This window comes from Methanobacterium sp. (assembly GCA_039666455.1).
Taxonomy (GTDB): Archaea; Methanobacteriota; Methanobacteria; order Methanobacteriales; family Methanobacteriaceae; genus Methanobacterium_D.
This window is the reverse complement of sequence record JAVSLW010000023.1, coordinates 1-12783: the sequence shown is the minus strand read 5'-3', so window position 1 is coordinate 12783 and position 12783 is coordinate 1. Positions and strand designations below refer to the sequence as shown.

Below are 12783 nucleotides of genomic sequence, written 5' to 3'. Positions count from 1 at the left end.
TTTTAAAAAAGAAGGATGGATTTTAGTATTTTAAAACCCATCGGTAATCCCATCTTGTTTCTGTTCTGTATCCATAGAGGTAATCCCATCGATATTTCCACCTGTACCTGGTTACCTGAGTCCAGGTGTATCTCCATTTTTTCCCTACTTTGGTTCTTATCCTCTTTTTAGCTGTGTAGGGTGCACGGTATTTTATCCTGTATTTTTTGTTGCTTAACCTGTATGGAACTGTTACCTGGTAGCTATAGGGCTCCCGATCATATATATCGTAATTTACTGCGCTTACTGGAGATTGATTGCCTGCATCGTCCACAGCCATGAATTTCAAAGTTTTGGTTGTGCTTATATTGACTGGTGATGTATATTTTGTGCTGTTTGTAGTTGGATCAGTGCCATTGATCGTGTAATATATTTTTGCTTTTTCATTGGCTCCTAAAACAATATTTTGAGGTGCATAATAATCTCCAGCTGCAAGATTGGCCATGGGAACTGGGGCTGTTCTGTCAATTGTATAGAACTCTTCGTAAATTCTGGATGTGTTATAGTCATCATCAATTGCAAAGAATTTTAAAACGGTTTTTCCTTCGTTAACAATTGTTACTGGCCCTGTATATAAACTTCCATTCAATAATGGGTTGCTACCATCTGTTGTATACAGTATAATTGTATTTGGATCTAAATTGAACGTTCCAGATAGTGTTATGTTTTGCGTTGAGTTAAACAAGCCTCCTTTAGAATTTGCAGTTATAACCTGCGCTATATTACTGCTTATAATCTGTTTGAACCATGGTAAACTGTCGACGCCATCTGTAAATAAATAAGGAATGTTTCCATAACCATCTCCCCTATCAGAACCCGTATAATCACTCCAGTAGTTTCCACCACCTTCTAAATCAGAAAGGTTGAATTCGTTGCCTGTGCTCAAATTATCAGCATATGCTTGAGTATAATTGTCTATGAAGTTATTATACAGGATAAAATTTGAATCAGAGTTTTGAAGTTCAATTCCAAAGCCGTTTTCTGTGATAATATTTCCATAAACCAGATTGAATACACTGTCTTCTATTAAAATTCCAAACAGGTTGTTTTTCAATATATTTTCTGAAATTTCGCAATTTTCCACATTATTTAAGTAAATACCACTTGAAGAAGTTGTATTAAGAATTGTAAATCCCTGAATGATAGTTTCGTTTCCTGGAGAATTAACTGTAAATACTGGTAAATCTGGATTTAAGGCTTCTATTGTAGCACCGATACCTCTTAGAATTGTGTATGGTCTATTAATCACCACATTTTCTTTATAAGGTGTATTATTTCCATTTACAACAACTATTTGCCATGGAGCAGCACTGTTTAATCCATTTTGAATGCTTTCACCAGGATTAACGTTCCAGGCGCAATCACGAACAAAAACATTGTTATATCCGCCGCTGATCCCCTGTTTTGAAAGGAATGCTACGTAACGTCCGTCTGAACATATAGCAGGCATGTAACTTCCAGTGTTAAATTGATTACCATCCAGATCAACACTTATTCTTGATGTTAACTTTGTTTTACTGTCATAAAGGAATATATCACTTACTCCATTGGTGTCTCCATTAACAAGTTGCTTGCAAATGAGCAGTAAATTATATAGCGCCCATCTCCACTAACTGATGGATTTACACTTGCTCCATTTGCCTCCTGATTGGTGGAACTGGCACTTACCCTTAATGTCATTCTATCGTCTGTATTGTGAATGAAGATGTCAGTATTTCCCACCTTATCACCAGGGCAAAGATTATTTGCAGTGGACTGGAATGCTATTACTGTACCATCTGCATTTATGGAAGGATTGTAGCTGGATCCGTTTGCATCGTTACCGTATGGATCAACACTCACAGTTATTCTAGTGCCATCAGCTATGGAATATCTGATTATATCTCTGATGTTATTTTTGTCAGGATAATCCACCTTATTTACATAAGAGTCAAAGACGACATATTCGCCATTTGCACTGATAGCCGGGTTTCTACTATCTAAACCACTGATTACTGTTGTGTTGTCAAACAGCCTGTCATAAAGATAAATACTGCCTGGCACGCTGCTTCCACCAAGAACAGAATTATAAAATTCATATGCAATATAACGCCCATCGCCGCTTATTGATGGATTATAACTGTTTCCATTTAACTGCTTAACTGTAGAATTGAAACCTATTCTTGAGGTTGTTCCTGTTACCATGTCGCGTAAAAAGATGTCTGAGCATCGATTAGTATCAAGAGGCACTAAATTATCGGCAACAGAGTCAAATACCACATATCTCCCATCTGCACTTACTGCTGGATTATAGCTGTTTCCATTGCTCTGTCCATTGGAAGAATCAACGCTTACCCTGTACATCTGCCTGGTTTGATTATCAACCACAAATATATCGCTTTTACCGTTGGTATCATTAGGTACAAGATTACCTGCATCTGAACTGAAAGAGATATAACGTCCATCTGAACTTATTGCTGGATTAAGACTGTCTCCATTTGCATTTAAACTGGCCTGTTCTGTTGTTCCGTTAGCTGCAGAAACAGAGCTGCAAAGTACCAGGGCCAGTGCAAGTACAGACAGCGTTAATATTAATTTTTTTGTAATTATTTCCACCTCCTTTTAAATTTCTATCTAAAACATTCTTTACAATATTTTTTCAAAAATATCTGTCATTTAAGACATTATTGTATAATAAATAAAGGTATTAATAAGTTAGTGCATCAAAGTTAAAATAACAACGTTTATAAACAATAAAGAAAAAGCCTGAATTACCTTAAAACCCTCCTTTTATTTAAAAAACTTTAAAACCATGTAAAAACAATTAAATAACTTTATATTTTACATAGAACTAACTTAAAGTAATTTAAAAATGAATTTAGCTGCTATTATAAATTCTTCGAATTTATGATGGTTTTAACTTTTAATTGAAAACTTAAAATAGATCTTATTTCCATAGTGAAAATATGATAGGAATTATTGGCGGCACCGGAATATATGAAATAGTTGAAATGGGAGAGGAAGTGGAAACAAGGATTATTGAAACTCCCTATGGAAAATCTCCAGAAATAAGTATTTTTAAACTGCATGGTAAAGAAGTTGTATTTATGCCAAGACATGCTAAAGGGCATGCAAATCCACCCCATATGATAAATTACAGGGCAAATGTCTATGCAATGAAGCAGATGGGTATTGAAAGGATAATTGCAAGCAATGCCGTTGGATCTCTGGACTTATCTGTTAAACCTGGAGACTTTTTAGCGCCTCACGACTTCCTTGATTTTACCAAAATAAGAGAATTTACATTCTATGACTCTAAAACTGTCCATATTGATATAACAGAGCCATACTGCCATGATTTAAGAAATGTACTTGTTTCATCTGGTGATGTGGTTAGAAATGGAGTATATGTTTGTACAGAAGGCCCTCGATTTGAAACCGCGGCAGAAATTAAGATGTTCAAGCAGCTTGGAGGTTCTGTTGTGGGAATGACCGGAATACCTGAAGCAATACTTGCAAGGGAGCTTGAAATTTGTTATGCAAGTATATGCATGGTTTCTAACTACGCTGCATCAATATCCCCTACTAAACTCACAATAGAAGAAGTATTTGAAGTTGTGGAAGGTCAAAAAGAGAGGTTGGTCAAATTATTATCTGATTCTATAGCTAAGCTCCCTGAAGAAAGGGAATGTCCCTGTAAATATGCACTTTTGGGTGCAGAAATTGATAAAGTTTAAGATACAATGATAATTAAAACCAAAGAAACCCCCAAACCAGCAGAAATGTTAAAGTTTATAGATGAAGGATTATCGAAAAAAGCATTTATAACTATCATAGCATGCTGTAAAATTAAATACAAAGGTAGAGCTACTGGCCGGCTTGGATCTGGAGATAGAACCATTATCATAAAAACAGATGGGTCTTTTATAGTACATCAAGATTATAGTTTAGAGCCTGTTAACTGGCAGCCTCCAAACTGTAAATTTAGAACATGGATAGAAGAAAATAAAGTATATATCTGTGGTGTTAGACGAAATCCCCATGAATTTCTTGAAGTTGAAATCATAAAAACCCATTTAGTATCCTATCACATAGGTAAGGACACTAAAACCCTTGAACTTGCAGGATATGAGGAAGATATGCGAGAGATGATATTTAAGATCCCTGAAATCATTGAAAAAGGATTTACACCTACATCAAGAGAATATTCTGTTTCAGAAGGTTTTATAGACATATTAGGTAAGGACAAGAAGGGTAATTTAATGATTCTTGAACTTAAAAGCAGACGTGCAGGCGTTAATGCAGTTAAACAGCTGAAAAGGTATTTTGAAGATTTTAAGGATCATAAAGATTTTGTAAGGGGCATCCTGGTTGCTCCATCGATTACTGATGACGCTCAGGAGTTGCTTGAGAAGTATCAGCTTGAATTTGTAGCATTAAAGCCTCCAAATGAGCTTAATATTAGTAAAAACACTACTTTAGATTTCTTTAAGTCAAAAACATAGTTATTAACAGGATATCTTAAAATTTATCTTTAAATCTGAAATTTCGAAAAATTTTCTAATGCTTAATGGTCTTTATGCTTTGAACCCGTAATCATCTATTTAGAAATAGGTATCGTGAAGTAAAATATAGAACCAACCCCCGGTTCTGATTCAACCCATATACGGCCTCCATGGCACTCAATAATTTTTTTAGCAGTTGAAAGCCCAATTCCAGTACCAGTATATTCTTCACGTGTGTGCAGCCTCTGGAATATGGTAAAAATCCGGTCAAAGTACTCTTTTTCGATACCAATACCATTATCTTGCACAGAAAAAACAAATTCATTCTTCTTTTCATCTTTTTTGGCAGAAATATGGATTTTTAGAGGTTCATTTGTCTTTTTAAACTTAATAGCATTTCCTATGAGGTTTTGAAGTAATTGAATTAACTGAGTTTTATAGGCTGTTACAGTTGGAAGTTTGTCGTGAGTTATTTCAACATTACTTTTAGTAAGGAGGGTTTTAAGATTAAATAAGGCGCTGTCTAAAACTTCTTTGATATCTACAGGCTGGAATTTTTCTCCTTTTTTTGCAACTCTTGAATATTCAAGTAAGTCCTGGATTAACTGTTGCATTCTTTTTGCTGCATCTACAATATAATCCATGAACTCATCAGCATCCTCATCTAATTTACCTTTATAACGCCTTTCAAGAAGCTGAGTAAAGCTTGCAATAGTTCTAAGTGGCTCTTGAAGGTCATGGGAAGCCACATAAGCAAATTGTTGTAATTCTTCGTTAGAGCGCTTTAACTCTTCAATAACCATGTCCAGTTCTATTGTTCTTTCTTGAACTTTGACTTCTAAGTTTTCATAGGCTTCTTTTAGCTGGATTTCAGCATTTTTCTCTTTTGTGATGTCATAAATGATAATTGCTAATCTGGACACCTTACTTTCCTTATCAAAAACAGGATTAATAAAATGTTTTGTATATATTCCAGAGTGTTCTGTTTCAATAGTAACAGATTTTCGGGTTTCTATAACTTTTTTGTATATTTTAAGGCATTTCTCTGCTATTAACTCAGGTAAAAAATCCTTTATGTTCTTGCCTATGATTTCATCATGATATTTACCATACTTTTTTAAAAATAATTCATTTGCAATAATTATTTTCCCATCAGGTTCTATTAAAATACCTGAATCCGGAAGACCATCTAAAAAAACTTTTAAATTCTTTTCATTCTTTTTAGATTCCTTTTCTAATTCATATCTATAAATAGCGTTTTCCAGGGTGCATTTTAACCCATAAAAATCAACGGGTTTAACAAGAAATCCGTAAGGATCAGTTAATTTGGCTCTTTCAAATACTCTATCATTAGAATAAGCAGTTAAATATACCACAGGAATATTAAATTGTTCATGTATCTTACTTGCAGCCTCAATACCATCTATTTCGCCTTTAAGTACAACGTCCATTAAAACTAAATCAGGTTTAAGTTCTTCAGCTTTTTTAATGGCATTTTTTCCCTCATCTTCAATGGAAACTACTTCAAATCCAAGGCTTATCAACGATTTTTTAATATCCTGTGCTGTAATTGACTCGTCTTCAACGATCATTATTTTTTTTGACATAATTGCCACCATTTATCTATTACCTTATTTCTTTGTTCATAAGTCTGCAGGATTAGAAATTTTAATATTTAACTGAACTCCTTTTAAGCAAAATATGGCTCCCTTTTGATATAATTTTTATGATCTTGATTGTATTTAAAGTTATAAACTACGGCTAAGTAGATTTTTCAGACGAAATTTGATTAAAAAAAGGAGCAAAAATTAAAAATAAGGATATATATCCCTCCAAATGAATATGTAATTAAAGACCCAATGTTATTTCCATGACTTAAATTCATGAAGGAGGGGGTTTCAATATTTGGGTCTCAAAAATCATACCAATCAACTTCGTTAAACTGCCGTTTAACGATCAAGAGGATCGATTATATACTTCAACATTATATTTTCAAATAGATAGAACTTGAAGAATTATGGAAGACTGATAAAGAGAATTCCTATTTACTTTTTTTTATTTGATTTTTTTTGTAAGATTTAATTTTTGAGTTTTTCATAAAATTCTCCAAAGTTTAAAGAACTATTACGAACATATTAATACTTTACAGAATAAAACGGAGTTGTTAGAATATGCCAAGAATAGTGCATTTTGAGATACCGGCAGATGATCCAGAGAGAGCTGTAAAGTTTTATGAAAAGGTTTTTGGATGGGAAATCGAGAAGTGGGAAGGCGGCGAATACTGGCTGATTACCACTGGCCCGGATGAAGAACCCGGGATTAACGGCGCCATAATGCCTAAAGAAGAAGGAAACGACATGGTGAGGAACTCCATCGAAGTGGATTCCTTTGATGAATTCAAAGAAAAAATCGAGTCTGAAGGTGGGAAAATGCTGATGGAAAAAACACAAATTCCTGGCATTGGTGATTGGGCCCTCTTTCAAGACACTGAGGGAAATATTTCTGGAATGTTGGAGCCCACCGAAGAATGGAAGGCTCAGGCTCGTGAAATGCAAAAGAAATAGTTATTAACCATGTTTTAACAAAGAATTTAAAAATCTTCTCTTTTTAACAATTAAGATATTCAGATTTCTTACCATCAAAACATACATGAGAAATGATTAGGTGAGGTGGATTAAGCTCCAGCCCCACCCCTTACAGGGCCAACTGGCACTTCAAACATCACTGGTCCCGGTAGTTCTATTCCAATGGTTTCTTTTAAGACATCTTCCACTGTTTCAACCAGGATGAACTCTAAATCTCTTTGAACATCTTCGGGGATGTCGTCAATGTCCTTTTTATTGCCTTCTGGTAAGATAACACGTTTTATTCCTGCGCGGTGAGCTGCAAGAACCTTCTCTTTTATACCGCCAACCGGTAAAACAGCGCCCCTAAGGGATATTTCACCAGTCATGGCAAGCTTTGGATCCACTTCCTGGCCTGTTACAAGTGATGCAATGGTTGTTAGAAGAGCTACACCTGCAGATGGCCCGTCTTTTGGAATTGCCCCTGATGGAACGTGTATATGTAAATCCTTCTTGTCAAATTCAATTGTTTTTAAGTTGAATGCCAGTCTTGAACGGATGAGACTTTGAGAAATCTTTGCAGATTCCTTCATCACATCTCCTAATTGGCCAGTAAGGGTTAATTTACCGGTTCCGGGCATGAATGCACCTTCAATAAACAGTATGTCACCACCAACAGGTGTCCATGCTAAACCAGTTACAACTCCGGGCGGGTTATTTTTACCTGCCTGATGAACCTGAGCTATTTCATGGCCCAGTATATCATAGAGCATGTCTTCTTTTACCACATAGGGTAGTTCAACCTTTCCAAGGACAATCTTTTCTGATGCAACTCTGGCAACAGCAGACAACTGTCGTTTAAGTCCCCTTACACCTGCTTCTCGTGTGTATTTTTCGATGATGGTTTTAAGTGCTTCATCATCTATTTGAAGCTGACTCTTGTTTAATCCATGATCTTCAAGTACAAGGCCTATCAGGTGTTTTTTGGCTATATAGAACTTTTCATTGCCTGTATAGCTTCCTATTTCTATGATTTCCATACGATCTCGTAGCGGTCCAGGAATACCTCTTATGTTGTTTGCTGTTGCAATGAAGAATACATCAGAGAGGTCGTAAGGAACTTCTAAGTAGTGATCTGAGAAGCTGTTGTTCTGTTCAGGGTCTAAAACTTCTAAGAGTGCACTTGCTGGGTCGCCGCTGTATGAGGCCATCAGCTTATCAACCTCATCCAGTATAAATACCGGGTTTTTCTCTCCTGCACGTTTCATTCCCTGTATAATCCTTCCCGGTAAAGCACCTAAATAGGTTCTTCTGTGTCCTCTGATTTCTGACTCATCTTTAACTCCACCGAGGCTTATTCTAACGTATTTTCGCTCCAGTGCTTCAGCTATGCTCCTTCCTAAACTTGTTTTACCTGTTCCTGGAGGTCCAACAAGCAGTAATATTGATCCCTGCTTGTTTTGCTTGAGTTTCATAACTGTAAGGTGCTGGATAATTCTATCCTTAACTTTATCCAGCCCGTAGTGCTCTTCGTCCAGTAATTTTCTTGCAGATTCTATATCTATGTCTTTTGTTTCACTTTTACCCCAGGGCAAGCTCACTAAAAGGTCGAGGTAGTTTCTAATAACATTTTCTTCTGAGCTATGAGGTCCCTGTCTTTCCAGTTTACTTACTTCTTCTAAGGCAACTTCTTTAATGTTTTCAGGCATGCAAGCTTCTTCAATTAATTGTCTATAATCTTTTTTAGTGCTGCCACCTTCCACATCATTCAGTTCTTCCTGTATGGCCCGAAGCTGCTCTTTGAGCATGTTTTCTCTGTGTTTTTTATTCATGTCCTCATTTAATTTGGCAGCTATTTCCATCTGGAACTTCAATGATTCCTTCTGATCTATCAGTATATCAAGGAACTTCAAACTCTTTTCTTTTAATGAACGGATTTCTAAAAATGCCTGTTTTTCCTGCAACGAAAGCATTATGTGAGGGAATATGTAACCTATGACTTTTGTGAGGTCATTTAATTTGTTTACATGCTCTACGTAAGTTTTTGAACCTTTAAAGTTTTCACTTATCTCTGAAATTAGGAATCTTATCTGTTTCAGGATTTCTTTCTGATTTTCTTCATCAATGTCTACAATATCTGGAATTAAATGGTATTTTGCCCTGTAATCTCGACCATCCGGAATGAATTTTTCTATTTCTACTCTTTCCAGGATGTCTACATTAATATGATAGAAATCCCTCATCTCTTTGGCTTTGTTGACTTTTATCAATGTTCCTACATTGTAAAAATCATCGTCTATATATAGGCCATCTTCATTTACTTCGCGAACACCAGCTACGATTCCATAAAAATTGTCTCTTGCAGCACGGTTGTATAATCTTCTACCTATCTTTTTATCAACTTTCAAGTTTATGTTGGTTTCATGTAACAGGATTGTGTCTGGTATAAATAATACTGATAATTTTTCATTAGCATTCATTTCTTTCATGGTATCACTCCATGGGCAGATGGTTTGCAGCCTTTTTATAAAATACGTCAAAATCGCATTTTTTTGAAGACTTTTTTGCCCCATGGCGGCTTTTACCTTTTTTAATCCTCTTTTTTTAATTTATGAATCTTATTATCTTTTTTTGGAGCTGCTGCACTTGGATAGTACGCAGCCGAATAAAAAATCAATTTTTTCTTTGTGATTTATCATTGCACTCTTGTTAAATGTGTAGTAGATGTGGTTACCTCTTTTTTCTGCAGTGAGGATTCTGGCAGTTTTCAGTATTTTTAGATGTTGTGATGCTGCCGGTTGTGTTAAACCCATCATATTAGCCATTTGAGTTACGCTGACTTTTTCCACTTCTCCCGATGTCATTTTATATATTAATAACAGCCGGTTGATGTTTCCAAGTGCTTTGAATAATTCTTCCAGTTCAAGAGATAAATCACAGCACTGTTCAGAATTTATCCTCAACATGTTATTATTATATAAGAATATACTTATATACTTTTCTATTTCCACATTCATTTTCATATTTTTTTATTATTTTTGCAAAAAAAGTTTCAAATTCTATTTTTACTACATTTCATATATATGCAATGGTGAATTTACCTGCATTTTAAAAGATATTGGAATATTTAAAAAGCTTTAAAATAAAAAAAGAGTTTTCAGGGAATTTAAAGAAGTTCATTTCCCCTTAGATCCCCTCATGTTACACTCTCGGTAATATGTATGTAAACAGTATATATCTGCCCTATTTTATAACGCCTCATTAAATTCTTCTACAGATATTCCTGCCTGTTTTAGAATTTTCCTCAAAGTTCCTTTCTTGAGTGTTTTATGCAGTGGAATGGAAAATACTCTGTGATTCTTCTGTAACACTACATGATCTCCCTTTCCCAGCCTAACTGCAAAGCCTAATTTTACGAGTGCTTTGATAGTACTTTTCCCAGAAACTGCCTGCAGTTTCTTAGACTCTTAATTCCACCTTAGAAATTTCGGCTACTTTGCCTAATCTCTCTACTTCCTGGTTAAGCACCTCTAACACAGCTTCAATCGCTTTTTTTATATTTTCAATGGCTTCTTCCTTTGATTCACCCTGACTAATGGCAGCTGGCAATTCGAGGCATTGAGCAGAATACCCGCCTTCCTCCTCTTTTTCAAGGATTATTGTATATTTCATGGTCAAATCTTATGTTAGTTCGCATATAAATAATTTCTTATCATCCAAAAAGCCAGTTTTTCTCTCCCAGAATAAATTCCAGGGTATCCCAGCGTTTTTCTGGTTTTTACTCATTTATACGGTTTCTGGATTCATAGATTTTAGAGCTTCTTCTATTTTTACCATCTTCATATATACATGCAGCGGTGAATATACATGCATTTTTAAAGATATGGGAATTTTTAATCAGTCAAAATCAACTTGAACAGTAACAAAATGAAAATATATTAGCTGCAGGTATTTTTGGATTGATTGTGACCTGTTTGATGCTTCAAAGATTTAACTCAGATAAAAAAAATAGTTTTCAGGGAATTTAAAGAAGTTCATCCCTCAGGTCAATTGTATCTTCCAGATCTGGACCTGTAGAGATTATAGTTACTGGAACTCCAGTCCCCTCTTCAATTTCTTCAATGAATCTTTTAACTTCTCCAGAAAGCTTTGAATAATCCTTAACCCTTTCATATTCCTTGAAAATTCTGTCAACACATGTTAATGCAATTTGTGTAGCTCCATTTATCATGCAGGCCTCTTTTGCAAGATCCATATCAAATGTCCCTACTCTCCTTCTTCTGCCGGTTACAACCCCATACTCTTCAAGACCCATTTTTTCAGCTTCTTCCTGTGATATTTCAGTTTTAAACGGTCCAGCACCCACACGGGTGATGTATGACTTAAATACCACAATTACTTCATCTATACGGGTTGGACCAACACCCACATCTGCTGCTGCAGTGCTTGCAGTTGTATCTTTGCTTGTTACATATGGATATGTGCCATAGTACAGTGACAGGCCAAAACCCTGTGATCCTTCAATAAAAACATCTTTCTCATCATCAAGTGCTTCATTAACTTCCTTAGGAACATCAGTGATGTAATCTTTCAATTCATCCACGTCTCCTGCAAGTTTAGCTATCCTGTTTACCCTATCTGCATTTGCAGGTCCGCACCCCGTACCTGTACTTCCTATTTTCTTGGATAGATAGTCTGAAGCCCTGTCCTGTTCTTTATGTTTCTCTTCTATGATTGCACATCTGTAATCAGCAAATGTCCTTCCCTTTACATCATATTTGTTCAAATAATCAAGTTCATGTATAAAAACCTGTGGATCTACAAGTACTCCTGCCCCAATTAGCAGTCTTGCATCTTTATGGAAAAATCCAGACGGAGTTAATCTTAATCCGTATTTATCTCCTTTAAATTCTACAGAATGGCCTGCATTTGGCCCTACGCCTGCCCTTGCTATTATATCAGGTTTATCATTGTAACAAAGATAAGTAATACATTTTCCTTTACCCTCATCTCCAAAGCTGCCACCAACTAATATACTGCATGTCATATTGTGTTCTCCAAATTTCTTTGCCTCTCTTATCTTTGGAAGCTCTTAATAAAAACCTTTCTCTACGGCCACCCAGTAACTTTATAACCTTAAAAAATAGCAGATTAAAAGGATAATTTTGATATCCTCTCCATGGCTTCCTCAGTGTTTTTAAGAGTGTTAAATGCAGTTATTCTAAAATAACCCTCACCACCTGGCCCAAAACCTGCACCTGGTGTTCCAACTACCTGTGCCTCGTTTAAAAGAAGGTCAAAGAATTCCCATGAATCCATGTTGTCTGGTGTTTTAACCCATATATAAGGTGCATTAATTCCACCGTAAACATTTAATCCCAATTTAGACAGACTTTCCCTTATTAAGCTTGCATTTTTCATGTAGTATTCAATATATTCTTTAATTTCTTTTTGCCCTTCTTTTGAATACACTGCTTTAGCTGCTGCCTGAACAGGGTATGAGACTCCGTTGAATTTAGTGGTCTGTCTCCTGTTCCACAACGAGTTTAAAGAATATGGGTTTCCATCCTTATCGTAACCCATGACTTCCTTTGGAACTACAGTATAGGCACATCTTGTTCCTGTAAACCCTGCATTTTTAGAGAAGCTCTTAAATTCAATAGCCACCTCTTTTGCACCTTCAATTTCATAGATAC

The 12783-nt window shown here is 35.6% G+C and carries 12 protein-coding genes; 3 read left to right on the top strand and 9 right to left on the bottom strand.

Annotation, left to right across the window (positions count from 1 at the left end):
* Positions 1-22 precede the first annotated feature (22 nt).
* A complete protein-coding gene (locus PQ963_06210; protein ID MEN4029257.1) occupies positions 23-1489 on the bottom strand; it encodes a chitobiase/beta-hexosaminidase C-terminal domain-containing protein in 1467 nt (488 codons plus the stop codon).
* Between the two features lie 89 nt (positions 1490-1578).
* Complete coding sequence (locus tag PQ963_06205; protein MEN4029256.1) at positions 1579-2634, bottom strand: hypothetical protein; 1056 nt, start codon at positions 2632-2634, stop codon at positions 1579-1581.
* Between the two features lie 350 nt (positions 2635-2984).
* Between PQ963_06205 and mtnP the strand changes: the two genes are divergently transcribed.
* Together mtnP and nucS are read left to right on the top strand one after the other, a co-directional pair.
* On the top strand, positions 2985-3755 hold the full coding sequence (gene mtnP, locus PQ963_06200) for an S-methyl-5'-thioadenosine phosphorylase (GenBank protein ID MEN4029255.1): 771 nt from the start codon (positions 2985-2987) through the stop codon (positions 3753-3755).
* A gap of 6 nt (positions 3756-3761) precedes the next feature.
* The gene (gene nucS / locus PQ963_06195) at positions 3762-4523 is read left to right on the top strand and encodes an endonuclease NucS (protein MEN4029254.1); all 762 of its coding nucleotides are present in this window, start codon (positions 3762-3764) and stop codon (positions 4521-4523) included.
* 95 nt (positions 4524-4618) lie between these two features.
* On the opposite strand, the gene PQ963_06190 is transcribed toward nucS, so the two are convergent.
* A complete protein-coding gene (locus PQ963_06190; GenBank protein MEN4029253.1) occupies positions 4619-6130 on the bottom strand; it encodes an ATP-binding protein in 1512 nt (503 codons plus the stop codon).
* Positions 6131-6694: 564 nt separating this feature from the next.
* On the opposite strand from PQ963_06190, the gene PQ963_06185 reads away from it, so the two are divergent.
* Entirely contained in the window at positions 6695-7087 is a 393-nt protein-coding gene (locus PQ963_06185) for a VOC family protein (protein MEN4029252.1), read from the top strand.
* Positions 7088-7197: 110 nt separating this feature from the next.
* Here PQ963_06185 and lon read toward each other — a convergent pair whose 3' ends face one another.
* The 6 genes from lon to PQ963_06155 form a co-directional block, all read right to left on the bottom strand.
* Entirely contained in the window at positions 7198-9576 is a 2379-nt protein-coding gene (gene lon / locus PQ963_06180) for an endopeptidase La (protein MEN4029251.1), read from the bottom strand.
* A 132-nt stretch (positions 9577-9708) separates the two neighbouring features.
* Positions 9709-10104, bottom strand: coding sequence for a metalloregulator ArsR/SmtB family transcription factor (locus tag PQ963_06175; GenBank protein ID MEN4029250.1), 396 nt, complete (start codon positions 10102-10104; stop codon positions 9709-9711).
* Positions 10105-10335: 231 nt separating this feature from the next.
* The gene (locus PQ963_06170; protein MEN4029249.1) at positions 10336-10515 is read right to left on the bottom strand and encodes a type II toxin-antitoxin system HicA family toxin; all 180 of its coding nucleotides are present in this window, start codon (positions 10513-10515) and stop codon (positions 10336-10338) included.
* A 31-nt stretch (positions 10516-10546) separates the two neighbouring features.
* Positions 10547-10759 carry a type II toxin-antitoxin system HicB family antitoxin gene (locus PQ963_06165; protein MEN4029248.1) on the bottom strand — a complete coding sequence of 71 codons (213 nt, stop codon included), beginning with the start codon at positions 10757-10759 and terminating at the stop codon, positions 10547-10549.
* Positions 10760-11111: 352 nt separating this feature from the next.
* On the bottom strand, positions 11112-12134 hold the full coding sequence (locus PQ963_06160; GenBank protein ID MEN4029247.1) for an adenylosuccinate synthetase: 1023 nt from the start codon (positions 12132-12134) through the stop codon (positions 11112-11114).
* A 104-nt stretch (positions 12135-12238) separates the two neighbouring features.
* Positions 12239-12783 (bottom strand): aminotransferase class I/II-fold pyridoxal phosphate-dependent enzyme (locus tag PQ963_06155; protein ID MEN4029246.1); only part of this gene is annotated, 545 nt, incomplete at its 5' end.

Bases quoted from the DNA above. Each gene is read 5' to 3' on its own strand.
- lon (MEN4029251.1), bottom strand. From the start codon at position 9,576: ATGAAAGAAATGAATGCTAATGAAAAATTATCAGTATTATTTATACCA.
- PQ963_06185 (MEN4029252.1), top strand. From the start codon at position 6,695: ATGCCAAGAATAGTGCATTTTGAGATACCGGCAGATGATCCAGAGAGA.
- PQ963_06160 (MEN4029247.1), bottom strand. From the start codon at position 12,134: ATGACATGCAGTATATTAGTTGGTGGCAGCTTTGGAGATGAGGGTAAA.
- PQ963_06165 (MEN4029248.1), bottom strand. From the start codon at position 10,759: ATGAAATATACAATAATCCTTGAAAAAGAGGAGGAAGGCGGGTATTCT.
- PQ963_06210 (MEN4029257.1), bottom strand. From the start codon at position 1,489: ATGCCTGCTATATGTTCAGACGGACGTTACGTAGCATTCCTTTCAAAA.
- PQ963_06190 (MEN4029253.1), bottom strand. From the start codon at position 6,130: ATGTCAAAAAAAATAATGATCGTTGAAGACGAGTCAATTACAGCACAG.
- nucS (MEN4029254.1), top strand. From the start codon at position 3,762: ATGATAATTAAAACCAAAGAAACCCCCAAACCAGCAGAAATGTTAAAG.
- PQ963_06175 (MEN4029250.1), bottom strand. From the start codon at position 10,104: ATGAATGTGGAAATAGAAAAGTATATAAGTATATTCTTATATAATAAT.
- mtnP (MEN4029255.1), top strand. From the start codon at position 2,985: ATGATAGGAATTATTGGCGGCACCGGAATATATGAAATAGTTGAAATG.